The organism is Bacillus sp. N447-1 (assembly GCF_022701035.1).
Classification (GTDB): domain Bacteria; phylum Bacillota; class Bacilli; order Bacillales; family Bacillaceae_G; genus Bacillus_A; species Bacillus_A cereus.
This window is the reverse complement of record NZ_CP065509.1, coordinates 5,270,365-5,297,055: the sequence shown is the minus strand read 5'-3', so window position 1 is coordinate 5,297,055 and position 26,691 is coordinate 5,270,365. Positions and strand designations below refer to the sequence as shown.

Here is a 26,691-nt window from a genome sequence, read left to right as displayed (position 1 = left end):
AATGATACATTTTGTATAATCGTAGTCTATTACATTATGTAGGAGCGGGGTTAACATGTTAATAAAACCAAAGAGGTTACAAGCAGGAGATATTGTAGCAACAGTAAGTCCTTCATGGGGAGGAGCAGGTGATCCTGAAATAAGATGGCGATATGATCAAGGGGTAAAGAGGTTAGAAGAAGTTTTCGGTCTTACGGTTGTTCCCATGCCAAATAGTTTAAAAGGTTGCGAATTCATTTATAACAATCCAGAGGCTCGTGCGGAAGATTTAATGACAGCATTTAAAGATACGCGCGTGAAAGCAATTATTGCTAATATTGGCGGTGAAGATAGCATTCGCTTACTTCCTCATATAGATTTTAATGTGATACGCGAAAACCCGAAAATTTTTATGGGGTACTCTGACGTTACTATTACACATTTATTTTGTCATAAAGCAGGGCTTTCCTCTTTATACGGTCCAGCAATTCTGACCGATTTTGCCGAAAATGTAGAAATGGATCCATACACAATTGAAATGGTAAATCGTACCCTCTTTTCAAATGAAACGATTGGCGAGATTCAACCAGCTCATGAATGGACAAGTGAGCATTTAGAATGGATTGAAATAAATAAGGATACAAGACGTACGATGCAGCAAAACAATGGATATGAGGTACTTCAAGGCTCTACCACTGTACAGGGGCGCTTAATTGGTGGTTGTATTGAAGTATTGGAATTTGCAAAAGGAACGGAACTTTGGCCTGAGAAAAAACATTGGGAGAATAGTATTCTCTTCTTTGAAACTTCTGAAGATCATCCAGAACCAAGTTATATAAAATATTGGTTACGAAATTATGCAGCACAAGGTATTCTGCAAAAAGCAAAAGGAATCATTTTTGGTAAACCGAAAGATGAACAATACTATGAAGAATATAAACAGGAAATATTGCAGGTTATGAAGGAACATAACTTAGAAGATTTGCCAATTCTTTATAATTTAAATTTTGGCCATACTGAACCGAAGTTTATTTTACCTTACGGTGCAATGGCAGAAATTGATTGTGAGAATGGATCTTTCTCTATTTTGGAGAGTGGTGTGGAATAAAGGAAAACTTTAAATAAGTTTAGCCATAAGTTTTATAATTTTTTTCATTTTAGGGTGTATTTTATTTTGATGAGCTTGATAGCAATATGACAGGACTCAAATAAATAAAAACACTCCTATGAGATATGACAGTGAATTGGTACTTTTTAAATGATATGGAGATTACTTATCTAATGATAAAGGGGGATTTACGTGTATGGAAGTAACATTTACAGTAAGTAAATGGGATGAAAAACCAATTGATGATACTAGAAAAGATTTTCCTATTAATATTGCTCATGTTGAATATGATATCGATGGGGAATTACAAGGAAAAGCTTTTGTTGAATACTTATTATATTATTTGGACTCAAATATAAATGATGGTCACTTGGCTACTGCTAAAATTTCTGGTTTTTTACACTTCGAAGGAATTTATAAGGGGCAACAAGGGACATTTACAGCTATAGAGCAAGGAATATTTGATAAAGGAAATTTAGATTCCCCAGGAACAATTATTAAAGCTACCGGTAACTTAGAAAACCTGAGAGGATCCTATCATTATCAGTTTACAGGTCAAACTAGTAAACTAATTTTAGAGTTTGAATTTTAGCGAAATACCTTATAATTTAGTGGAAAGGACATTTCTTGTAATACTCGGAATGTCCTTTTTGTTGACGAGCTAGTACGTTATAATCTCCGCCAATTTTTGTAGGTAGTGTTGATGTTAATAGGCCTTGTACAGCGAATCTCCCCTGCTCATCTTTAGATACTTCTGTAAATAAAACAACATCCTCTCTCGTAAAAGTTCTTTCAAAGGTAATTTTTTCGCCTACTTGCAATTTCATCGATCCCCCTCCTCAAAAACACTTGTAAAATAAGAAAAACCGAAACTCAAATCATTTCGGTTTTTCAAAACTATAGAAGTCAATATTTACTTTAAAGAATGGACAAACAACCCACTACGCAGTTTCGGTTCAAACCACGTTGATTTCGGCGGCATGACTTCACCGGCATCTGCGATTGCTAATAAATCTTCCATAGATGTCGGATATAATGCGAATGCTGCTTTGTATTCGCCGCTGTTCACAAGTCGTTCTAGTTCTTCTAGCCCCCGTATTCCGCCAACAAAATCAATGCGTGAATCAGAACGCGGATCATGTATTTCAAGCACTTGGCTTAATAAATGGTCTTGCAGAATAGATACATCTAAACCTCTAACAAGATCATTCGCATCAAACGTTTCCTCTTTCACTGTGAGCTTATACCACTTCTCATTTACATACATACCAAATGATTTGGGCTCATTTGGTTTATACGGAGAAACAGGTGCTCCTTCTACATAAAAGTACTGCGTAATTTGATTTAAAAACTGTTCCTCTGATAAGCCATTTAAATCTTTCACAACTCGGTTATAGTCCCAAATCGATAATTCATCATGAGGGAATAGAACCGATAAGAAGAAATTAAATTCCTCTTCTCCTGTGTAATTTGGATATTGTTCTCTTCGCATAAGTCCTACTTTTGCAGCTGATGCAGAACGGTGATGCCCATCTGCAATATAAAGATTAGGAATATCTTCAAATGCGTTTACTAAAGTCGTAATTACATCTTCATCTGCAATCTTCCACGCAACATGCTTAACACCGTCTTCTGCTGTAAATGTATAAATTGGCGCATGCTCTTCTTTCCAGCTTCTAATTAAATGCTTTACTTCATCTTTTGTACGGTACGTTAAAAAAATCGGACCTGTATTTGCGTCACACACATCTACGTGGCGAATACGATCTAGCTCTTTTTCATGACGTGTTCTTTCATGTTTTTTAATTGTATCATCTTCATACTCATCAATAGATGTACAAACGACAAGGCCTGACTGCGTTCTTCCTTGCATCGTCAGTTCATAAATATATAGCGCTGGCTCTTCATCTTGTATGAACACTTCTTCTCGTATAAATTGCTTTAAATTGTCTCCCGCTTTTTCATACACGCGATCATCGTACGGTGACAGTTCAGGATCTAAATCAATTTCTGCTTTATCAACATGCAAGAAAGAATATGGATTCCCTTTTACAACTTCCCTTGCCTCTTCACTATTTAATACGTCATACGGTAAAGCTGCCACTTGTGCCGCTTTTTCCTCTACTGGACGAATGGCCCGAAACGGTCGTATTTTTGCCACATTCCTCTCTCCTTTACACAATCATTCGAACGGCTACAACACCTGTAATTTTGCTTATATTTTCTACAATATTCTCTTTTATTATATCATCAATTCCGTTATCGATATCAATCATTGTGTATGCCCAAGAATGTTTACTACGATTAATCATATCGGCAATATTAATATGATGTTCCGCTAAGCATCCTGTAATTTGCCCTACCATATTCGGGACATTTTGATGCATAATTGTAATTCGTTTCTTTCCGATATACGGCAATTCTACGTTTGGATAATTTACTGAATTACGAATATTTCCTGTCTCTAAATATTCACGTAATTGACGTGCTGCCATTACTGCACAATTTTCTTCTGATTCAGACGTAGATGCACCAAGGTGAGGCGTCGCTGTTACATTTTTCATCTTTATTACATTTTCATTCGGGAAGTCCGTTACGTAATTTGTAATAATATCTTCTTCTAATGCTTTTTGAAGAACCTTTTCATCTACAAGTTCTCCTCTAGAGAAATTAAATAGACGCATCCCTCTTTTCATCTTCTCTACAGCGTGTTCCCCAATAATCCCCTTCGTTTGATTCGTAAGAGGAATATGCAGTGTAATATAATCACACGTTGCAAAAATTTCATCAAGGCTAAATGCTCTTTGCACATGTGTAGAAAGACGCCAAGCTGTTTCAACTGAAATGTAAGGGTCATATCCGATAACATCCATCCCTAACGCTAACGCATCGTTCGCAACTAAAGCACCGATTGCGCCAAGTCCGATAACACCTAGACGTTTCCCTGCAATTTCTGATCCAACAAATTGTTTTTTTCCTGATTCAACAAGCTGTGGTACTTCTTCACCCTCTAAGTTTTTCGTCCAACTTACACCATTAATAATGTTACGTGAAGACATAATAAGACTGGCAATAATGAGTTCCTTTACAGCGTTTGCATTTGCTCCCGGCGTGTTAAATACTACAATTCCTTTTTCTGTACATCGCTCGACAGGAATATTATTTACACCAGCGCCAGCTCTTGCAATCGCCTTTAAGTCTTTTGAAAACTCTTCTTGATGTAAAGAGTAGCTACGAAGCAAAATTCCATCTGGATGATTGATTCTATCTCCTACTTCATAACGTTCTTCAGTAAAAACTTGCAAACCTTTTTCTGCAATTTGATTTAACGTTTGAACACGAAACATATCCCCATCTCCCTATCTATTCTCAAGCTCAAATTCCTTCATATAATTTACTAATTGCTGTACGCCTTGTACTGGCATCGCATTGTAAATACTAGCGCGCATACCACCGACTGATCGATGCCCTTTTAACGTAACAAGTCCTTGTTCTTTCGCTTTTTGTAAAAACTCACTGTTCAGCTCTTCTGACGGTGTTGTAAACGGAATGTTCATAAGTGATCGATACGTAGGATCAACTGGTGAAGTAAACAATTTTGATTCATCTAAGAAATTATAAAGAAGTGAAGATTTCATTCTATTTTGTTCTTCAATCGCAGATACTCCGCCTTGCTCTTTCAACCACTCTAGTACAAGTTTCGTTACGTAAATACTAAAGGACGGCGGTGTATTATATAAGGAGTTATTTTTACTGTAAGTTTCATAATTTAACATTGTTGGACAAGAGCGATCTGCTTCCCCAATTAAATCTCTTTTTATAATAGCAATCGTTAAGCCCGCAGGTCCTAAATTCTTTTGCGCCCCCGCATATATAAGACCAAACTTCGAAACATCATATCGCTCTGATAAAATATTTGAGGACATATCCGCAACGAGCGGCACTTTTTCTACATGTGGAATGTCCACATATTTTGTCCCCTCAATTGTATTATTCGTTGTAATATGTACATAATCTAGTTTTTCATCACTTAATAAACCGTCCAGTTTAGGAATCGTAGTAAACTTCTCTTGCTCGGAAGAAGCAATCACTTGTACTTCCCCAACTTTTTCGGCTTCTTGCAATGCCTTTTTAGACCATGAGCCAGTTAGTACGTATCCAGCTTTTTTATACGTATTCATTAAGTTCAACGGTATCATAGAGAATTGTAATGACGCACCGCCTTGTAAAAATAAAACTTCATACTCATCAGGGATGCTCATTAATTCACGAAGTAAGTTACTCGCTTCCTCTATAATACTTTGAAAATAAGAAGATCGATGACTCATTTCCATAATAGACATGCCTGTCCCGTTATAATTTAATAGCTCCTTTTGCACTTTCTCTAAAACTGGCAAAGGGAGTATTGATGGTCCTGCTGAAAAATTATAGACTCTCTCCATTACCCTCATAACCTCCCTATTTCTCATCGGATTATTTTTTAAACTTTCTGAATTATAACCTAAAATATAATATGTGGTCAATTTGTTTTCTATTATTAGGGCGCAAGACGCGATGGAATCGCTTGCAAGTGCAGACTTTTTTATGGACATATAAAAAAGTGTTAAGTACATAATCGTACTTAACACTCTAATAATGAAAGAATAATAGCTAATCGTTCGTAAAGAACCGATCAAAAATTTGATAAATAGCAGAGAGACCAATGAGCCAATAAATAGTGTCCACAAGCGCCGGCATAGAACCAAACCATTTCTCAACTACATTGTAATCTAACGCTACAAATAACCAATTCAAACCGCCAAGAATCACCAAAATTACTGTAAGGTAAGACAAAAATTTCATTATGATTGCCCCCTAGGTGATAAGATGGTGAAAGGCCTTTCACTAGAAATATATGTAGTAAACTTTAAAACTTACCTATTTTATAAAATTTATTTTCTGTACCACCCGTTAATAACTGCCGCTGCTTCTTTACTATGTATTTGATACGCATGTGTACTATCATTAGAGCCAATAAACCAAATTGAAAAACCTTTAAAATATGGTTTCGGTTCTAATACATCGCGGTAAGCACTCCATCCATTTAATTGCACATCCTTCGAAAACACATTTGAAACATCTGGATTCCATGGATTTTGTAATCCAAGTTCACGTGCTGGAACGTTAAATCCACCGAAGTAAACTGGCTTTCCTGTTGCATTATGTAATTGTTCCAATTGCTGAACAACATTTTGCCCACGATTATATACTGTTGTCGCAAATAAACTTTGCTTCACTTCTTCATATGTTGGATTTCTTTTTCCTGAAACTTCAAACCAACTGTCTATGCTAACAATATCCACCTTTTTTAAATACGGGCGATTGATTTTCTCTTTAAACTTCGCTTCATAAGAAGGGTCCCAGCTTGCTGTTAACCACCAGTTCATTTGATACAAAACATTTCCTTTATACTGATTACGAACAAAATCAATTGTATCGCTCCAGTATCCTTCTGCATACTCCATATTCACGAAATTAGAAGCAATCTTTAGTCCATACACATTGTATTTACTTGTAATGGAATTAAAAATATCTTGCAGAATAACCGTCTTCCAATTCCAGAAGAAATCATTAATGTTACTTGGGTTCCATTCTGTCTCTCCAACATTCCCCTGCTGAATATACGGGAACGGTTCCACTATAACTTGAATATTACGCTTTAATAATTCTTGAATTAAAATAATAGCTTGTTGCTTTTGCGCTTGATTAATTACCATGTTCGTAGAAGTCACATTTGGGATATCTACTTGAATCGGTACATTTACTGTATTTAAATTTAAACGCTCTACATCAGCTAACACTTTCGCTACATTTCCAACTTCCCATACTGTTACGTTTCCTGATTTGATTTTTCCAGATTGAACAGTATTTACATCTGCCTGTACATTTCCTTGAAAACAAAAAGAAAACAACATAAGAAACACTCCTAAAAAACTTATTAAACTCTTATTTTTCTTCACAACTTTCCCCCTATAATTTTTGGCTTTCTTGATTATTTTATACAACGTTTCATATATATTCCACAAAAAATCCAATAAATTTTTATTGATAAAAATGCTATTCATCCTTTATTCACATCTTACTCATACTAAGCTCCTAAAAATAGTAAGATAAATAAAAAAGGAACGGATTTCCGCTCCTTTTTTATCTTTTTACAATTATCAATCCATTTCCCTTTTAGGCTCTACCAACATGATATGGGATTCCTTTTCAGTGAAAGGTTTATGCTCAACGCCTCTCGGGACAATAAACATCTCGCCTTTAGAAATTTTCACCTGTCCATCACGAAAATCGATGAACATCTCCCCTTCAAGCACAATAAATAGCTTATCTGTATTAGGATGCTCATGCCATATAAAATCTCCATTAGCTTTAAAAAGCTGAATTTGATCGTCATTCATTTCACCAATCACTTGTGGATACCAATAATCGTTAATTTTAGATAACTCGTCATTTAGTTTAATAGGTTGGTAATGGATAATAATCCCTCCTCACTTTCAAATTCCACTATATTACAGTAATATAAGTAAAAAAGTCGTTATTACGCTTAAAAAGAAAATGCTCCGGCCAGAACTTTTCATTCAGATAGTACAAAGGAGTGATTTCAATGAAAGTACTTTCAATCCAATGTTTCCTTTAACTCTCCATAAGTATAGAACAGTGATTTTCAAATAAGAATGGACCCCTGTTGACATTAGTATGGATTATTGATGAACTTCTCGCGATATTTAGTAGGCGAAATGCCAACTCGCTTCTTGAAAACTCTACTAAAATAAAAAGGGTCTGCGATTCCAACAGCCTGCGCAATTTGTTGTACAGGCACATCACTTGTACATAACATTTTTTGAGCCATCTTTATACGATAGTTCAATAAATATTCTGCTGCCCCCATACCTGCATGCTTTCTAAACACGTAAGAAAGACGATTTCGATTAACATTATTTTGTTCTGTAAGTGTATGAATTGTAATATCTTTATAATAGTATTTACGAACGTAACTAGATATTCGTTCAAATAAAGTATGCGACTCATAATTGCTTTCTCTATTGAAAACACTTAATAAAGCTTCATTCAACGCTTCGCGAAACAGCATTTCGGTCTGAAACATCGAAATGCCTCCACGCTGATTATATACATCCCAAAGACGCATAAGTAATTCGACAAGACGAGGAGATTGTCCTGTTAATAATTCAAAATGCTGATGAGTAAAGCCAGAGTCTTCTCGTTCTGAATTGCTTATCCGATATAAAACAAGAATATATTCCCAGTTTATTTCACCAAGCATTTTATGGGCTAATGTCATTTTTGCACCCCCATGTATAACTTTTCCTGGGGAAAGAGTATACGGCGTACCATTAAATTGAAATTGCGTCTTCCCTGTAATTGGAAATACAAATCCTGGGAAAGAATCTGTAGACTCAGCAAAAGGCACACCTGGATTTTTAGCATAACGATATACTCCTTCTACTCGGAAAGGAGTATTGGCAAGATACTCTGCTAACTCATTCACGTCTAACTTCACAATACACGCCTCATTTCAATAATAGTTTTCTTGTAATTCGCGAGATTAATTGGTGTACATTCTGGGAAACGCTAAACTAAAAATAGTACATACAACTTAACAAGATCTGATTATTAACCTATAAATATATTGTTTTTCATTTATTGACCAAAGTATCCTCCCTATATTATTGATAATGATTTTCATTGTAGTTTGATAAAAAAACATTTGTCAAGTTGGCTGGCCTAAAAAAATGATGAAACAAGGGGGATAGAGGAACAGTTCTGTTGCAAATAATACCTAGTCTTTGTTAACTAATTCCCCTCAAAACTGGAATGATCATGTTAATAGTTACAGCACTTACAGCATGTGGAAATAATCGTAATCCTGAAGAAGTTGCTACAGCGTATTTCGAAGATGGAAACAGCCTACTATCAAATTAAATGATAGTAGGCTGGCTGTTAAAATTATTTAAGAACTGGGTTATGTTCTAAATGCTAAGCTTTCATTATCAAAAAGAGTATTACTAGTTCCCTCCACAAACAAAAACACCCTATCACTTCGGTTCTAAATTTAGCACCTTCCCCTCTATCCCCTCCGTATTCAATGTAGTCGTATGATACGTGCCATTTACCCAATCATCTATTTGATCATGATACCAATCGCTTCTAAAATGGCCCGACTGTCCTGGCCCTACGATATGATAACCGTTTGACATATCTTTCGTATCAATAATGAATCTCCAAGACGCCCCGTGATTTACAATGCCGTTTTCGCCGTAACTCGCTGCTTGCACGGTAACTTGGCTCCCACCAATCGGAACTGGTTTCTCACGATTAAAAGCGAGTAATGCTAACATACTCGATGATTTCGAAATTGGATGTGTAAAAGCGAGTTGATGGTAATCGCCCCACTTCCACTCTCCAATATCGGGTCCATATTCCTTCTGCAATTTCTTCATTACATTCTCGTACGATGTATGCACAACTTTTGTGAAACCTCCGTACTTCGTAAACCAAACGCTATTTTCTCCCGCTACTTCTTTTCGAATCAATTCATCAACAACTTGTGACTTCCCTTCAAATAACTCCATTACATCTTTCGGTATTTCTTTTGAAAATAACGTATTTGAAATCTCTTTCATTAACAAATGGAATATTAATGGTGCCGCTTCATCTTTACTATCGTAAAAATTCCACTTTGTTAATTGGTCTACGCCTTCTTTCTCTACCTCATTTAAAGATGCTTTATTTAACTCTTTTAAAAATATAGGAGTAAACTCTTTCCCATATAAATTCTTTTGATCCATCTGTAACTCTTCTAAATCTTTCACCGTATACTTTTCCTTCTCTTGCAAAAATTCTTGAATACGCATTTGCCTATATGGCTGCGCCCACGTATTGCTAATATGATACGGATAATCATCATCAACAATTTTATTATTCGCAGTTGAAATAAACCCTTGTTTTGGATTAATTACTTTTGGAAGTTGATCAAACGGGATATACCCTTCCCATTCATATTCATCTGTCCATCCTGGAACAGGTAAGCTACCATCACCTTTTTTACGCACTGGTATGTTTCCATTCGCTTTATAAGCAATTGTGCCATCGTTTGATGCAAACACAAAGTTTTGGGTTGGTGTATGAAAATCTTGAAGAGCGGTTTCAAACTCATTCCAGTCTTTTGCTTTGTTCATATTTAATACAGCTTTTAACTCAGCTGACGGTTCTAAAGCTGTCCACTTTAAAGAGAATACTGTTTTCGTTTTCTCCTTCCCCTTATCCGCAAACTCTGAAATTACTGGTCCATGCCTCGTAATCGTAACGTTATAAGGAATTGTCTTCCCGCCTTTTACTTTAATAGACTCGTCTACAACGGTAGCTTTCTCCCATTTATCGTTATACAGAAATTCATTTTCATTATTAGGATTTCTCTTCTCAATATATAAATCTTGCACATCAGGCCCTGTATTCGTAACACCCCACGCTATTTTGTCATTGTGTCCTAATATAACACCTGGTACTCCAGCGAAAATAACGCCACTCACATTTAAACCTTTCATTTCAAGTCTCGTTTGATACCAAATAGAAGGCGTCGCAAGAGATAAATGAGGATCATCTGCTAAAATTGGCTTACCTGACGCACTCTTCTCACCGCTCACAACCCAGTTATTACTACCGTTAAACTCCGGCGGAATTATCGTTTTTGAAAAACTTTGTGCTACGTCCACATTTGTATTTTTCAGTTCAGCTAGCAATCTAGGAGCATCTTTCGGATATGCAGGAAATAGCTCATTCGCTTGCTCTTTCGGAAGATTTTTCAGCGCCCAATATCGAAATGCCTGTCCGTGCCAATGTCCTCCTAAGTCAAACGCCATATACTTCCCAATCGTTAAAGTATCAACAATTGACCACTCAGCAGGTTCATAACCTAATATAGTAAACTCAACTGGTAATTTCTTTTCCTTTTTCGCCTCACGTATAAAAGCGTTCACCCCATCAGCAAATGACTGCAGGGCATATTTCGCTTCTCCATTATATTGACTAACTGAAGCTTCGGCCGCTCGCCGTAAACCGAGTGTTCGAAACAATTTATCTCGGTCAACAGCTGCTTCCCCAACAACTTCACTTAACATACCAGACGCTTGTCTTCTACTTAAGTCCATTTGAAACAAACGATCTTGCGCTTGTACATATCCTTGTGAAAAATATAAATCATGTGCATTTTCCGATTTAATATGCGGGACACCTTTACTATCCCGCTTCACCGTAACAGCGTGTTGTAAATCCTCTAGCTTTATCGTTCCATCTATCTTTGGCATAGATTTCAGCGTATATATGTTCAAAAAAATCGCAGCGGAAATAACTAACAAAAGAACGATACTACTAGCCCAAATAAAAATTCTTTTTCCCCTTTTTCGTTTCTTCTTTATAACGACTTCCATATAACCACCCCTTTCTCACACTATTCGCTTCTTTTTGAGAAAGAACCTTTTAAAGACATTGAAAAACCCCCTTCATTTTCCTACCAATGAAGGGGGTTTTTCTTATCGTTCGCTACGCCAACTTTCATTATGCCCAAGATTTGAATCTGTCGCTACTTGGACATCATATAACATTTCACTAAAGAAGCGTTTATCTACTTCTTTTGGTACAATGCGTCTTTCATCATCAATCTCATCGTATTCATATGAACCACGCTTCACTGTACCTGCTTTATAAAATTGAATGTCAAATACACATACATCTTCTTCATCTTCATAACCAATCGGAGCTCCGCTAAATGACAATTGCACGCCTAATCCGGTACGAGTATCTTCTTTGTAAAATGTATAATATACACCGCCATCTTGAACAGACCCACGGATCCATCCAAGCTTCGTCATCTTACCGAATAACGAACGACCATTTAGTAAAATACCGCCAAATCTCTCAATAGCACTCTTATCATTCTTTTCTACTACAAACACTGGACGCTCAATTTGTAGGAACGGCTGAACAATTCCCGCACTTTCTAATTGCTCTTTCCATAATTCCTTCTCCGCCCCAGACAATTCTAACGGATGAACGAAACCAATAACAGTGCCAGATGAAAGTTCATAACTCTTCCCGTCAATTGTACAGAACACGCCACCTTCTGCATAACGGAATGCCTTCAGCAACTTCCCTTCCTTATACTCACCCCAAATGAGTGAAATAGAAAATTGCTTCATAATTGGATTATCCATAAATACAGATTTCCATGCATTATGTGACCAATAACGCTTTAACGAAAGTGCCGCTTCTAATCGTTGTTTTTGCATTGAAAGAGTAGTTCGGAGTTCCTTCTTTAAAGAGGCTAATTCTTTTTTAGCCTCTTCAGCCTTTTCTACATCATCTTTTGCATTCGGCTTTGGAAGTGACTTCATACGTTTTCCTTCTTCTGTCTCTAATTCAATTTTTGACTCTGTAGTTAAAATGGCAGTAAAACTTCGATTCCCGAAATCAATTATCTTTTCACCCTGTATAGTAAAGCCGAGGTCCGGCACCAATTGATCTTCCAGCTCTTCCTCTGTTATACCACGTGTTTTCGCAGCAAGACTTAGCGCTTCTTTTGCTGCATTACGTACTTGCTTATGTTTATATTTAAATGCTATTGCATGAATAGACATAAGTGCAAGCTTAGATGAAGACAAACCTAAAGCACGAACGGCATCCGCTGCTATCTTTCCTCTCATTTGAAGCACCCATTCATCAATTTGCTTTATAAGTATGTCGACCATTTTGTCGTCACTATACATTCCGTATAACGAAAGAATTCCACGCTTCTTTACATCTGCGTCTTGAGAAATCCATATTTGATATATTGTTTGCACACATTCTTTTAAGTCCTCTTCATTTAAAGCTCTACCAATTACTTCTGCCGTTCCTTTCTTCTCAATAACAGCATCTGAAATATACTGTTGTAAATAGGCTAACGGAATTGCAGCATCAGCAATTTCATCAGAGTCACGTAAACGGATTTGTGGCTCATCCCCAATCAATTGCAGAAGTGAATTTCTTATTTGTTCAGTTAAAATACGTGCACATAGTTCTTCTATTTTTTCTTCCTCCGTTTGGAATAAAAATGAGAATTTTCCTGCGAAAGATTCATTTTTACTTTCTTGCAAAGCTTCCTGTACAATTTTCGTATATTTTTCAAGCTTATACTCTATTAGTATTTTCATCACATTTTCACGAACAATCTTCTTTTTATTATGAAGTTCAACTGCTACATCTGCTGCAGCTTCCACATCTTTTGAAAGCAGTTTAACTACAGACTCACGCATTTTTTTAGATGAATCTCCTAAGCTTTTAATTAAAATTGGACGCATTTTAATCATGTTATCCTTTGCTAACTCTTCTAAAATATATACTTTTGCCACAGCAGAATACTCATCAAATCTTTCAATGATGTACGCTTGTTCTTTTACAATTACACAAACAAGCGCTTCCTTCGCCTTATTTCTCTCTTCACTGTAGCATGCAGCTTCTTCAACTGCATAAGCGATAAGCTTTTCCTTACTTAACCCATACGAAAGCAGATCTTCTAATACTTGTTTCGGTTCTACTCCTCTGACAGAACATTCGTAAAGAAGTTCGTATAAATTAACACTATCATCATCTCCAAACTGTAGTGTAAGTACAGCTTCCCTCTTCGCTACATCATCTATATCCCAAAGAAGCGCAACCTCTAACACCGGCATACCCCAATACATACTCCTATATTTCGGATTTTTAAGTATTTGCTTCATATCCTCAAGTGACAATTTCCCTTGTAAATAATCACGATATGTATCCCGCACTGTAGACAATTTTATTTGCAAAGCAGCAACAAAAAATTCTTCTCGCATTTTCCCTCTATTTAGCTCATATCCTTTTTCAGCTAACGTTCGTGCGATGATGAGATAATTCATTTTACTTACATATTGCAAAGTATGTTGAATACATTCAGGATCTTCCTCCAACATAAAGCATAGCAATTCATATTCATACGTCTTACAAAAATCCTCACTATTTAAATCATGTTGCCTTAGACGATGCGCAAAAAATCTTTCCTTAGAAATCCAAAACTGTGTACAAAAACTTTGAATTTCTTCATATGTTTCTCTATTTACACTACCAGTTTTTTTGTAGTTTTGAGACTGACCGAGAGTGTGACACATATAACGTGTTGCATAGTTTATAAAACCCCAAACATTTTTCTTCGCCAATATTTCAATATATCGCCTCGCAACATCCGAATATTTATGAACACAAAATAATAGCCGCCAAATATGTTCCGGTAAATTCCCACCTATAAATACTTCACTATCATCTTCACCTTTTAAATACCGTTTAACTGCTTCAACCTTTTCCTTTTCCCCTAGCAGTTTTAATATAAATTCTGTATGTTCTTCTAACCTTTCATTCAATAAAGAACTATATGTACGAAACTTTTCATAATCTACATCAAACATTATGAGAAGTAATGTTAATTGTTGATTAGTTGGTAAAGTATGTAATTGTCCCTCTATATAGTTCGGACTCTCTTTTGTTAACTCTCTAAGAAAAACATCTGCTTCATTTACATAACTTGAAATACTGGATAAATATTTACATGCGATTGCTACAAGTTTGTCCAAAGGAAGTGCACTTTTTTCTAAATAAATCTTCATTTTAGAAAAACTGACATGCGCAAAACGGACTACAAGAACATTTAATAATTGCTCCTCGAGTATATGGTAAAATAATCGAAAAAAATCCGGATCTTGTTTATGCACTTTCCTAAAATCGTTTATAAATCTCTCCGCAAAATCACTTCTTTTTTGATCACGAATTGTCGTTAGTTGAATATTTTTTAAAATCTCTTCTTCTTTTGTCTGTAAATATCGTTGTGATAATTGTTTCTGTTCTTCTGTCATATTAATATATTGAAACAACTCAGATGTACTAGTAGTCAAACTTTGTACCCCCCGCATCTTTTTATCTATTATAAAAATACCCTTATTTAATGGTAGTATAGCATAAAACCAACAAAAACGAACGTACATTCTATATTAAATTAATGTAAATTAAAATACACTACTCAACATACATTTCCTTCTCTCTAAACTTCCCATTACAGACTTCTCCCCACTAAAATCCTTTAACTTTTTGCTACACCAATTCCTCAAAATCCCCTTCACATAAGCTAACGTTTTCTTATTATTTTCAAACGCAATTTTAAGTGCCTCTAACACTTTCTCTCCAGAAAGTCTTTGTATCCAATTCTTCAATTCCTTCACAATATATGGGGATAAATTACTAATATTTTGTTCATAAAACTTATAAACTTCACTATTTGGAACGTCCTCTTCTATGGTTTCCACCTCTTCCGCTTCTTCTTTCTCTTCAATAACTACTTGTGAACTACTATTATCCTCTTCTTTTGGCATACCAAAATGCTGCAGTACTAATGGAATCTTGTATTCTTTTTCAAGGCATTTACGTAAAAATATATGTATGAACTCATTACTTTTTACAGTCTTTAACTCACGTAATACGCACTTCTCCACATTCGTATTTGAAATAGGGTTATAGTGTAACCAATTTATTATGAATACCTCTTTCGTTTCCGTATCATATAGAATCTTTCCATACTCAACAAACCTGTTTAGCAACTTCTCAACAGTCTCCATACTATAACCTGTTTCAAGCTCTGCCACACGCTTCGGTAATATATAAATACCACATTGCTTCGTTTTCGTACCAGTTAACAAATATATGTAAAAATAACGCTCCTCTGGCGTTAAATCTAATATGAATTCATCTTGCCAAAAGTTCACCTGCACATTACGGTATACCGCCATATGTTTCCCTCCACTCTTTGCTAGTAAATAGGAAAATTTTAATCCTTCATTATAAAGATAGGCATGCGGGAATGGTTTTGGCATTCGAATTACAATTTTTTTTACTACTACAACGCCGGTTTCATTTTTTCGTGCTTGTTTTGTTCTTGTAGTTGTTTTTGTTTTTGTTTTTGTTTTGCTTTTGTTTTTTCTTAGTGATTTATTACTTGGTAGGGGCTTATGAGGGGCTTGGAAGGGCATTCTACATTACAATCTATCAAATACAATTGTTCTTCCTACTAAATAGGAGCTATTCCAAATTATTATTTTGGATAGCTCCTTTCAAATTCTTCTTATTTTTTACTTCTACCAATGTCAGCTTCTACATACAATTTCTTCTGCTATTTGCGGGCAGTAAAACTCTCATTTCAAAATTTGGTGAATAAACTGCTTGATGTAAGTGCGAGTGGCCCTCACTGATTAAAGTTTCCTTTTATTTTTGCATTGAATCTAACATCTTCACAATAAAGGCAGCCGCCTGACCACGAGTTGCTGTGCCTCGAGGATCAAACTCATTATTTCCAATACCATTAACTACCTTTAAGCTGTATAATCGTTGAACCGATTCTTTGTATGTTATTAAATGCTTATCTGTAAATGGTAATGCTACTAACTCACCTGTAATTCCTTTATATCGTAATGCTTTGTCAATCATAATAGATACTTCTTCACGAGTAATTGGTGAGTTAGGATCAAAAATCCCTTCACCACGACCATTAATAATTCCTGCACTTGCACAACGTTTAATACCGTCATGAAGTGATGGATGTGCCTCATTGATATCTACAAATGACTTATTTCCCTCTGGTAGTTTAAGAGCATTCGAGATTAATTTCGCAAACTCCGCTCTCGTTACATTTCGATATGGAGCAAATACACCATTGCCTTCGCCTTGCATAATACCTAGACTGTTTAATTTACGAATATGCCCTTCAAACCATCCACCTGTAATATCATCTTTTGGTTTTTGTACTTCTTCCTTAGGCTTTTGTACTTCTTCCTTTGGTACATTGTAGTTAATTTTAATCCAACTTGGGTCATAGAAAATCCATTCTCCATTACCTACTTTATACCAACCATTTTTAACCGCTAATACTTTGTAACGATCTCCGTTTGAAGCTTTACGTACAACACGATGTTCAATGCCCGCATCACTACGTACATTGATGCCACTACCATTTACCACTAGTTCCATGCTAGGTTCAGCTGGATTATTTTCATTTGGATTAAATGAGTCATTTTTATCTTGTAAAGGCGTATCAATCTGCGCATTTATATTTGCATACCACTGAATTCCTTGTACGAAACCAGCCCAATTACCTCGTGAAATTAAAATGTCAGGACATTTTTTCCCACTCCATTGTTGATGCTTGTATATATGATCTGCACCAATTCCTTCTTTGTTCATTAAATAACCTGCAAGTCGTTTTGCATTTTCTAACGCTTTATTGTAATCACCGTCTTGGTTAACCGCAATCTCGATACCGATAGACTCCCTGTTTCCTGAACCATCTCCATCTCCTGCATGCCAACCATTTTCGTTTGTTGGTAAGTGTTGATAAATTTGTTTATCATCTACAGTAAAATGCCATGAAGCTGTTCGGAAAGTGCCTTCAGTTGCTTGCTTGTATAAATATTTCGCATGATTTTCAGCATTAGCACCAGCGGCTGTATTTGCGGTCTCATGGATTGTAATGTAACGTGCTTTCATCGGATTCGCAGGACGAATATCAGGATTTCCTGCTGGAACAATCCACTCCACAAATGGAACTCCTGCAAGTGTTCCATATTTCTTCGTACTCTGTGCACTATATTGAATACCTCTTGGCTTTGCAACAGGTTTCATTTGACGATCAGATCCATCATTTCGACCATCTACAGATTCAAATGCCTTTTCAATGTTTGAAATAGCTTCCTTTTCTGCTACTTGTCCCTTCTTAGCATCTTGCATTTTGTTTAATTCTTCTGTTTCATCATGTTTATGCTTATATTCTTCTAAAAGCATTTTTTCATTTTCAGATACTTCTGCTTCGTTAATTTGTACATGATCAGGAACTTCCAACTTGAAATTAGAATAATTTAATCCGCTCGTTCCGTGTTCTCCTTGGGCAATATTAAGTTGATCAGTTTGAGATTTGTTGATCTCTTCTGCTGATGCTGATAAAGGTACGCTCCCTAAAATCACTAGACTTGTTGATAGTGCGATTACTTGTTGTTTGATTGTCTTATTCATTATTATAATAGATACATACACATTCCCGCCGTGTATGTATCTCAACCTCCCTTTATTGTCACATTAATTTTTTAAAATATGAATCTACTATGTACTTTTAATGCATTTTCTTTTATTCATATATTTAAATTATCATATTTTATACCCACTAAGAAAATATTTATATGTCATCCCTACAGATGAATTTCATCTAACATACTTTTTATAAAATTCATCAACAAACATTATTTTACAACTAATTACAAATACCGTCAAAATAATCAATTTAGACTTAGACAAATAACTGGCATACAATTTCATAATAAGAGATCCTATACTATCGAAATACATCTATTCCAAATTCCCTTTAACGTTTTCAACAATCTCATTTATCGTATTCCGATCAAACTTATCACTAATTTCATATGACTCACGATCTCCTACGAATTGCACGCCTACGATATCATTGCGATCCTTACCGTATTGCACTTCAATAATAGATCCTCGCTCTATTTGTTTCCAAATGAGACCTGCTTCATCTTTATTATCTAAAATAATGCAGTCTTCAATATTTTCATCAATCCCAATTAATTTATTATCATCCATATATCCAATCTCGTATTGTTGCCGTTCTTTCGCTTTGCCACTTACTAATATACCTTTGCTACCATATGAGTAATCCATATAGTCCTTTTTCTCCGTTTGTACTGCTTTCGGCTTTTGTGCTTCAGTTTTTTCAGCAGCCCCACAACCTGTAATAAGACTGATTGGGATAACCACTATTAATACGAATCTAGTAAATTTCTTTATCATTTGTAACCAACCTCATATATTTAATGTAAAACTCCATTTATTACTTCTATTAAAGAATAACATGATACTAAGTAAACAGAACGAAAGATAACATATTATTTACATACCCACTCTTTAATGAAGGACCAGGCCATTTAAACCTAGTCCTCCATAACTTTAACTTTGCTTCACATACTTAATTGTATGAAATGACGTCTCATTAAATAATTGCAAGTTTTTCCCATCATAATCTTGAACTTTATATGCTATTTTCTTTTTTTGAATTGTATCTTCTACACCGTCTACTAAACGTTTATTGAGATGTAAATAGATTGTAAAAGCTTCCTTATCATATTCCCAAGTTCCTTCAATATAATTCTTTTTATTTGGATACTCACCTTTACCATACGTTTCAAATGTCTTATCACCTTTTAAAATGAGTGACATATTAAAACCGTCTGTTCCTTGGAATCCCCAATTACCGATTAATTCCGTACCATCTTTCACATTCTTCATAACGTTATCTGTATTAATTCCAGCTTTCTTATCTAACTCTTTCAAATCTTTCATAGATACTGTACCGTCACCGATTTTAATATCCCCTTCAAGATCTTTGAATGCCTTAAGCCAGTAAATATCTCCTTCTTTCACTAACTTTTCGGATTTCTCCATTAACTCTTTATCAGTCTTATCGCCTTTTTCTCTTTTTTCTTTTCGGGTGAATACTTCATTTATTAAAGAAAAAGACTCTCTAAAATAACCAATTGCTTTTTCAAAATCCTTTTGTTGATTTACATACTCTGCAGGGGGATCTATCGACTCAAATTTATCTAACACTTTATTTAATTCTTTCACACTATCTACTATATCTGATTTCTTTTTCTTACCGTCAAAAACCTCTCTTGTAATATTGTTATGCTCCGCAAACAACTTATCAAACTCTACCCCTAATTTATACACTTTATTAGGATAGTCTTCCTTTGAAACTTTTTCTTTCTTACTATTAGACTTCGATTCTTTTACTTTAGACTCTTCCGTTTTCTCCTGTTTAGAAGTGTTCGTTTTCTCAGAAACTCCACAACCAAATAACAACATGACCGGAACTGCTACCCCTAGTAGTTTCTTTGCATTCATGACTGATTTCTCCTTCTACTTGAATGGATTACTCTTGCTATACCCATCCTCTTTTTTTATCTTGTAATTAAAGTTACAATCGCAATAACTCCTAGAATCGGTCCCCAATATTCCATTTTTATAAAAAATAATGAGTGCTTTTTGTTAAACATAACTTTTTCACCAGTTTCGGCATCTATATAAACTTTCCCATCTGGCTTATTAATATATTTACCTAAATACCAAGACATAACCCCTGATATAATAAACATTACCGCCATTGGCCAACTATGGTCTTGAAAATATGTAGCGTCCCCCGTTATAGATCCAAAGATAGCCTTACCCAAAAGAGTATTAATAATTACAATAATTGCGACTAAAAAACCCCAACCAGACCAAATAATCATCTATTTCTCCTCCTAAAGCGTACAACTTTGTACTTTATGTTAATTTGAACTGCAAACGAAAATGTTTAAAAAACCGAATATTCAGACGTTGATAGTTACATTTAGCTTACATTCGATTCTAACTGTAATGTTCTAAATGCAAATGAACCAGATATAATTTGTAAAATTGTCGGAATAAGTAAAAGAATAATGACATAAATAACATAACTATAGGAATCACAATCATACAAACTCCATAAACTTTATTATTAACCTTGTTTACTAAACACGATAAAATGAACAACCCTATTTGAACCGTTAAAATAATAGAGTAATAAGCTAAAAGTTCGTAATCAACACCTTCCATAATATTAAACGCTACAACTATTAATATTATAGAAATAATAATTCCCAAAATGCCACCAATTAAACCTAATACAAATTCAGGCGTTCTTTTCAATTCAATCCCCTTTTATGAACCACTAACTGCTTGTATATTTTTCCCATTCACCATCATACCAAATATTCATTGGAAAAACTATACAAATGTATTTTTATTCTACTGCAATTTTCTTGTATCTATAGATAACTTGTAGCAGTTACAAAATTAAAACCTTCACAATTACTTACTGAATTGTCATATTGAAAATTATAAATTAAAACGATAGAATTATAGGATTTATTTAATTTAACTACTTCCTTAATTCGAGAAAGTATTTTATCATCATATGAACATCCCGTTAATAACATAGAAATGTCATCACTCGCTTCTTCTAACACTTCCTTTTCAATAAAATCTTCATCTACATCAATCATATCAATATTAAAATCAACAAAAAATCTTGCTGGTATAGCGTCTCCTTCTTCATCATACGTAACATCTATATATGTATCCAACTGATCTTGCGTTTGCATATTACCGAACCATATTGAAACCATTCCGTGTACTTCCATTAATAGCGTCCTCCATTATGAATATATATTCTCATTCAACTTACGCTTTAAAATTCATGATTTTTATAAAAACCATTTCTTCTTTCCTTTCAGTCAAATAGGATTATTCGGAAATTCATTGTCATACTTATGAATTAGCGCTTTATCATTTTCATCAATTGGTACTTCACCTAAGTATTTATGTTTCCAAATAATCATCTGATCACTAAAACTATATTCTGTATCGAACCAATTTGTATAATCGAAATGCATGTTAAATTTCCCACTATGTTCAAGAGACATTGTAAAGGAATACCAAAGTTCTTGGTGGTTATCTTTGAAAACATTTCTTAATTCCTTACTCAATTTATATAAAAATCTTCTTTCCTTTCAAACTCCTCTTCATCAACTTCGTATTTAAAAGGAATTTCTACACTATACTTATAATTTTCTTTATTTCTGAAGTTGTTATAGAAAAAGTAAGTTCCCCCTCCATCTTCTGATATTTGTGCATAAAAATAAAATTTCTCCCATTCTTCTGGAATCATGGCATGAACCGTTTCCGCTATCTCTCTATATAATCGATTCAATTTTATTTCCAATTGAATACCCCCTATTTGATTTTCATCATTCACTTTTTCTATATTATACCACCCTTTTAATTAGCTCTTTATTTCATCTAAAATTCAAACCAAGTTTCGATACTTTTAGAAAGTAGACATACCTCTTGAATACAATTAGTATTAAAATAAGAAATATGAAAGACTTAAAAAGGCTCTTACATGAAGGAAGGAAGTGCACAGCTATGGATTTTAAAACAGTTATGCAAGAACTTGAGGCTCTAGGTAAGGAACGAACGAAAAAAATATACATATCTAACGGTGCGCATGAGCCAGTATTCGGAGTAGCTACAGGTGCTATGAAACCAATCGCTAAAAAAATAAAATTAAATCAAGAGTTAGCTGAAGAGCTTTATGCCACAGGTAACTACGATGCTATGTACTTTGCAGGTATTATTGCCGATCCAAAAGCTATGAGTGAGTCTGATTTTGATCGCTGGATAGACGGGGCATATTTTTATATGCTATCTGATTATGTAGTGGCAGTAACTTTATCAGAGTCAAATATCGCACAAGATGTTGCTGATAAATGGATTGCAAGTGGGGACGAACTTAAAATGTCTGCAGGCTGGAGTTGCTACTGTTGGCTTTTAGGAAATCGCAAAGACAATGCGTTTTCCGAAAGTAAAATTTCCGATATGCTTGAAATGGTGAAAGATACAATTCATCATTCTCCAGAACGAACAAAATCCGCTATGAATAATTTCCTAAACACTGTGGCAATCTCATATGTACCACTACATGAAAAAGCAGTCGAGATTGCAAAAGAAGTTGGTATAGTTGAAGTCAAACGTGATAATAAAAAAAGCAGTTTGTTAAATGCTTCTGAAAGTATTCAGAAAGAACTTGATAGAGGAAGACTTGGTTTTAAGCGTAAGTATGTAAGATGTTAAAAGTATGAAGGTGTCAATCTAGGAGAGATTGACACCTTTTTAGTGGACATTACTAGACTAACGGAGCTACAAGTTAAAGGAAACCAATCATTCATCTCCCACTATACATCTCAAACTTCTTCTTTCAATTTATATACCCTATCTCTTTTCTCATCATCTTTGATAAAAATAAGTTTTCCTTCTGTAACAAAACCTTCTAATAGTAAACATACTTGTCCATATGCTTTAGGCTTATTCGTAGTGAATCTTTCATCGGGTATTTTACCAGATCGTATTAATCGTTCACATAGCTCAAGCGCACTTATTTCTTCAGAATCAATTAATTCTAAAATATCTTTTTGTAATGGTGATAACGGGGCTGGTACCTTACATACCTCAGCTACCTCCACCTTTTCTTTTTCTTCTTCAAATAAATCTTCGAATGAAATTTGATTCATTACACCTGTTCCTTTCTAACAATTGATTTATATAACATGAATTGAATTCTATAGGTACGAAAACTTTAAATATTAGTCATTGTTATGTAGTGCTTACCTCGTTACATGAATTTCAAACTCATGTACATCATTTCATATAGTATATTTTGATTATACCAAATATACGTTCTGTCTTCTATTGTAGAATTTTATAACAGAAATGAAAGTAATAGTGAACCTTTTTCTTCTCTTTAGTTGTATAGAAAACTATGTAAAAGTTTACATAATAAAATTATAGTGATCTGTTAAATTTCTACAAAAAGCACTTGTTGCTTCAAGTAGACAATCAAGTGCTTTAACTTCATATGTTCTATAAGTAACATTAATCCGTCACTATTCTTTTTCAATAGTCCAACTAAAGCTAGTTAATTTGGATATTTTACATATTTACTCGCTAATAATACATTCCTTAATTTAACAAAAAACATTTTAAGATTTATTTTGCTCTTCATATTCTTTCATCTCTTCGAATTTTCTTCGCTCATTTTCATTACTAGGTTTCTTCCTAAATATTTATATTCAAAATAATCCACTCGGTCATTCGATCCAAAAGTAGATTGATACCATTTAGTATACCCATAATAAATTTTTACTTTCCCCTCAGATGTCACAATCATATCAAAAGAATACCAAGGTTCCTGATTATTTTTATAAATATTTCCTGTAACTCTACACTTAAATGAAATAATTCATCATATGTCTTATCATATTCTTTTTCACTCACATTAAATATATCTGGTATATCATGGGAATATATATATTCATCCGATCTATCTGGGGTATTGAAAAGAATAATACCCCACCCTCTTGGTTATAAATCTCTGCATTAAAATAAAAGATATCCCATTCTACGGGAATTGTATCATTTATTTTTTGCGCTATATTTTGATAGATTTTATTTAATTCTAATTCGAACACTTTTACATCAACCTCCTGTTTTATTAAGTATTTCACGTATTACCTTACGTTGGCCTTCAATTTGGTATTTATTTTAAATGAGTTTGGTCTTAGTGATGAACCTAAGTATACTGATTCAATTTTTACTGATACTTTTTTAGGAGGCTTCCCACCTAATGCATTAACCCATTCTTTCTCCATATTATACCATTCTCCACCCGAACGATTAATTTGTTTATTTTGAGCGATTAAATTATCAATATCACCGGATCCATGGAATTGCGTCCCTATCAAGTGCCCACCATCATCAGGCAATCTATCTTCTCTTCCTGCAGCCACTTGCATTCCTGTGCTTCGTTTTCCTTTTTGAAGTATTAATCCTTCCGCCTCAACATCTACTATTCTACCAAGTTCATCTGTTGTATATTTATAACCATCCTCAGTGATATAGCGTACGTTTGGCGCAAGTTCTTTCCTTCCATTTTTTCCTTTAACAATGTGCTTCCCAAGATCTTTCTCTTTTATTTCAGTTATCTTAGGAGTTTCACCCGTACCCTTAACCCCACCACTCTCCAAATTCGAGATCCTACTTTGAATACTCGCCTTCGAGGCATCATGGGCTTCTTGGAATTTCCCGCTATAGTTCGTTCCAGATCTAACGACACTTCCATCTGGCAGTATTTCTACACCTTTAACGAATGGGGTTACGGTTTCCGTGTCCACAACTTTTACTAATTATATAATACTAGTAATTTATGTTAACTTTAATTTACAAAAATATTTTTTAAAATTTTATAGTATGCCTATCTATAAAAAAAGCACTTGTTGCCTTTCGTAGACAATCAAGTGCTTTAAGTTCATATGTTTTTAAGTAGCATAAATTTGTAAGATTTATAAGATCTGTAAGTTTTGTATTAACAGTACGACACCTTTTACATGCCATGACAACTACTAAGTTAAAATTGACGAGTTTGTACGGGTTCTTAGTTTAATATACTTTCCATGTGATTATATTCATCACCCAGTAAAATGTCATCTCACCTAAGCTCGTACTTCGTTTTTTCGACGTACAATGAATTAGAGAATCTATTCAAAGTTGTATAAACTCTACCTACTAAATTAGGATTTTTTTGTTTATATAAAAACTTTGCAACAGAACCTTTAAACTAAACTTCAAATCCAATTACTATCCATTCATCAACAATGTCCCAAAAATTCATATTATATCTAGGCTCTTTATTCGTCCACCATAAAGTCGCATTATCATTATTAGAATTCTTATAATCTACTGCAACATAACCACCCATACCACTTTTAAAGAAACCAAAAGTAGTTTGTAAATCAATTTGTAAAGGTTCTTCTAACTCCTCAATAATACCCCATTCATCATCATCAAAAAAAGTTACATTTTCTAAAGGAACTAACCCCATAGATTGACTCGCATAAAAATAGAAACCATTATGAACAGTTCGATAAAAATTTCGTATTGTTGAAGGAATCTTATCCCAAGATTTTTCTAATTCTTCATTATTAAACTCATCTTTGGGATTTCCCCCCTCATAATATAGAATTTCCCCATTATCTGTTTTAATAGTGTATAAAATTGAATATCTACCATTTGTGTTCATAAGCTCTACTTCTTCAAGGTGCCTAGACAAATAAGAAATAGTGTTTCTTAATTCCACTCCTACTTGCTCTTTCCATATCGATAAAATACTCTCAACTCTCTTGTCTACGTTTTCTTCTTGAAACAATTCATACCATGAATTTGGTATTTTCTCACAATCAAGTTTATTAATCCCATGGCATGATATAAGTTGTGCATTTCTTTTATATTTTCTTAAAAAACCAAGTTTTTGTTCCATAATGCTATGTCATCTCCTTTATTTATCTATATCCTTTTTATTTCCTTTCAACAAAATCATCAATTTGTTTTTGTAAATTCATTTCTAATTCTTTTTCCTTCTTTATCATCTCTTCTCTAAACTTAGGATTAACTTCAATTTTTTCTTTCTTATAAATTGTCCAATCAGAATAAGGTTTAGCCCCCTTAGATTTATTGGCTGCTTCACTTAAACCTAAAAAATTCTCTTCATTATTTAAAACCTTAAGTTGTTGTTCTTTTGTTAGTTTATCAAAATTCTCCATCTTTGCTATATTTTTCATTGATACGATATGATCAGCTTGAAGTCTATCTGTAATATACTTACCAGGTATAGCAGGGTCAGGCGTTCCATCTCTTAATTCATCATATAATTCCTTTGAGATTCTTCTTTCCCCGTATCGAGGCTGTGTTCCAATATCACCCGTACCCTTATTTAAAACCAAAAGCGATAATTGTGTTACCAATTA

General features: G+C 34.4%; 21 protein-coding genes and 5 pseudogenes. 3 read left to right on the top strand and 23 right to left on the bottom strand.

The window, feature by feature from the left end:
• Window positions 1-55: 55 nt before the first annotated feature.
• Both IQ781_RS27145 and IQ781_RS27140 read left to right on the top strand, forming a co-directional pair.
• Complete coding sequence (locus IQ781_RS27145) at window positions 56-1,087, top strand: S66 family peptidase (protein WP_063220627.1); 1,032 nt, start codon at window positions 56-58, stop codon at window positions 1,085-1,087.
• Window positions 1,088-1,283: 196 nt separating this feature from the next.
• On the top strand, window positions 1,284-1,679 hold the full coding sequence (locus tag IQ781_RS27140; RefSeq protein WP_063220626.1) for a DUF3224 domain-containing protein: 396 nt from the start codon (window positions 1,284-1,286) through the stop codon (window positions 1,677-1,679).
• Window positions 1,680-1,740: 61 nt separating this feature from the next.
• On the opposite strand, the pseudogene IQ781_RS27135 reads toward IQ781_RS27140, so the two are convergent.
• From IQ781_RS27135 to IQ781_RS27050, 18 genes and pseudogenes are all read right to left on the bottom strand, one after another.
• Window positions 1,741-1,914, bottom strand: a pseudogene (locus tag IQ781_RS27135) (hotdog family protein); the annotation flags it as partial.
• 86 nt (window positions 1,915-2,000) lie between these two features.
• Window positions 2,001-3,248, bottom strand: a complete 1,248-nt coding sequence (locus IQ781_RS27130) for a DUF1015 domain-containing protein (RefSeq protein ID WP_001063074.1) — start codon at window positions 3,246-3,248, stop codon at window positions 2,001-2,003.
• Window positions 3,249-3,261: 13 nt separating this feature from the next.
• Window positions 3,262-4,434, bottom strand: coding sequence for a 3-phosphoglycerate dehydrogenase family protein (locus IQ781_RS27125; RefSeq protein ID WP_139847128.1), 1,173 nt, complete (start codon window positions 4,432-4,434; stop codon window positions 3,262-3,264).
• Window positions 4,435-4,446: 12 nt separating this feature from the next.
• Window positions 4,447-5,529, bottom strand: coding sequence for a 3-phosphoserine/phosphohydroxythreonine transaminase (gene serC, locus IQ781_RS27120; protein ID WP_139847129.1), 1,083 nt, complete (start codon window positions 5,527-5,529; stop codon window positions 4,447-4,449).
• Between the two features lie 208 nt (window positions 5,530-5,737).
• On the bottom strand, window positions 5,738-5,929 hold the full coding sequence (locus IQ781_RS27115; protein WP_000670804.1) for a DUF378 domain-containing protein: 192 nt from the start codon (window positions 5,927-5,929) through the stop codon (window positions 5,738-5,740).
• Between the two features lie 89 nt (window positions 5,930-6,018).
• Entirely contained in the window at window positions 6,019-7,086 is a 1,068-nt protein-coding gene (locus IQ781_RS27110) for a glycoside hydrolase family 113 (RefSeq protein WP_000739790.1), read from the bottom strand.
• 201 nt (window positions 7,087-7,287) lie between these two features.
• Window positions 7,288-7,527: a cupin domain-containing protein gene (locus IQ781_RS27105; RefSeq protein WP_000997182.1), complete on the bottom strand. Its 240-nt coding sequence runs from the start codon at window positions 7,525-7,527 to the stop codon at window positions 7,288-7,290.
• Between the two features lie 293 nt (window positions 7,528-7,820).
• On the bottom strand, window positions 7,821-8,648 hold the full coding sequence (locus tag IQ781_RS27100) for a helix-turn-helix transcriptional regulator (protein ID WP_000762815.1): 828 nt from the start codon (window positions 8,646-8,648) through the stop codon (window positions 7,821-7,823).
• A gap of 535 nt (window positions 8,649-9,183) precedes the next feature.
• Entirely contained in the window at window positions 9,184-11,574 is a 2,391-nt protein-coding gene (locus IQ781_RS27095) for a penicillin acylase family protein (protein ID WP_074047355.1), read from the bottom strand.
• A gap of 102 nt (window positions 11,575-11,676) precedes the next feature.
• The gene (locus IQ781_RS27090) at window positions 11,677-15,090 is read right to left on the bottom strand and encodes a DUF4132 domain-containing protein (RefSeq protein WP_139847130.1); all 3,414 of its coding nucleotides are present in this window, start codon (window positions 15,088-15,090) and stop codon (window positions 11,677-11,679) included.
• Between the two features lie 111 nt (window positions 15,091-15,201).
• Entirely contained in the window at window positions 15,202-16,062 is an 861-nt protein-coding gene (locus IQ781_RS27085; protein WP_180358752.1) for a DnaD domain-containing protein, read from the bottom strand.
• 388 nt (window positions 16,063-16,450) lie between these two features.
• A complete protein-coding gene (locus IQ781_RS27080; RefSeq protein ID WP_002026061.1) occupies window positions 16,451-18,250 on the bottom strand; it encodes an S-layer homology domain-containing protein in 1,800 nt (599 codons plus the stop codon).
• A 330-nt stretch (window positions 18,251-18,580) separates the two neighbouring features.
• Window positions 18,581-19,042 carry a hypothetical protein gene (locus IQ781_RS27075; RefSeq protein WP_074047352.1) on the bottom strand — a complete coding sequence of 154 codons (462 nt, stop codon included), beginning with the start codon at window positions 19,040-19,042 and terminating at the stop codon, window positions 18,581-18,583.
• 156 nt (window positions 19,043-19,198) lie between these two features.
• Entirely contained in the window at window positions 19,199-20,155 is a 957-nt protein-coding gene (locus IQ781_RS27070; RefSeq protein WP_139847131.1) for a DUF3994 domain-containing protein, read from the bottom strand.
• Between the two features lie 56 nt (window positions 20,156-20,211).
• Complete coding sequence (locus IQ781_RS27065; protein ID WP_000587853.1) at window positions 20,212-20,541, bottom strand: hypothetical protein; 330 nt, start codon at window positions 20,539-20,541, stop codon at window positions 20,212-20,214.
• Between the two features lie 101 nt (window positions 20,542-20,642).
• Window positions 20,643-20,980 (bottom strand): annotated as a pseudogene (locus IQ781_RS27060) (DUF4064 domain-containing protein).
• Window positions 20,981-21,099: 119 nt separating this feature from the next.
• On the bottom strand, window positions 21,100-21,474 hold the full coding sequence (locus IQ781_RS27055; RefSeq protein WP_000451789.1) for an immunity 22 family protein: 375 nt from the start codon (window positions 21,472-21,474) through the stop codon (window positions 21,100-21,102).
• Window positions 21,475-21,567: 93 nt separating this feature from the next.
• Window positions 21,568-22,055 (bottom strand): annotated as a pseudogene (locus IQ781_RS27050) (antitoxin YezG family protein).
• Between the two features lie 203 nt (window positions 22,056-22,258).
• Here IQ781_RS27050 and IQ781_RS27045 point away from each other — a divergent pair.
• Window positions 22,259-22,966 (top strand): DNA alkylation repair protein, encoded by a 708-nt coding sequence (locus IQ781_RS27045; protein ID WP_000346313.1) that lies wholly within the window; start codon window positions 22,259-22,261, stop codon window positions 22,964-22,966.
• A gap of 110 nt (window positions 22,967-23,076) precedes the next feature.
• Here IQ781_RS27045 and IQ781_RS27040 read toward each other — a convergent pair whose 3' ends face one another.
• From IQ781_RS27040 to IQ781_RS27020, 5 genes and pseudogenes are all read right to left on the bottom strand, one after another.
• Window positions 23,077-23,403 carry a DUF3895 domain-containing protein gene (locus IQ781_RS27040; RefSeq protein ID WP_001071909.1) on the bottom strand — a complete coding sequence of 109 codons (327 nt, stop codon included), beginning with the start codon at window positions 23,401-23,403 and terminating at the stop codon, window positions 23,077-23,079.
• 468 nt (window positions 23,404-23,871) lie between these two features.
• Window positions 23,872-24,360, bottom strand: a pseudogene (locus tag IQ781_RS28355) (immunity protein YezG family protein).
• Window positions 24,361-24,367: 7 nt separating this feature from the next.
• Window positions 24,368-25,017 (bottom strand): annotated as a pseudogene (locus tag IQ781_RS27030) (DNA/RNA non-specific endonuclease).
• A 488-nt stretch (window positions 25,018-25,505) separates the two neighbouring features.
• On the bottom strand, window positions 25,506-26,204 hold the full coding sequence (locus IQ781_RS27025) for an SMI1/KNR4 family protein (protein WP_088054560.1): 699 nt from the start codon (window positions 26,202-26,204) through the stop codon (window positions 25,506-25,508).
• Window positions 26,205-26,241: 37 nt separating this feature from the next.
• Window positions 26,242-26,688 carry a hypothetical protein gene (locus IQ781_RS27020; protein WP_231691646.1) on the bottom strand — a complete coding sequence of 149 codons (447 nt, stop codon included), beginning with the start codon at window positions 26,686-26,688 and terminating at the stop codon, window positions 26,242-26,244.
• Between the last annotated feature and the right edge of the window lie 3 nt (window positions 26,689-26,691).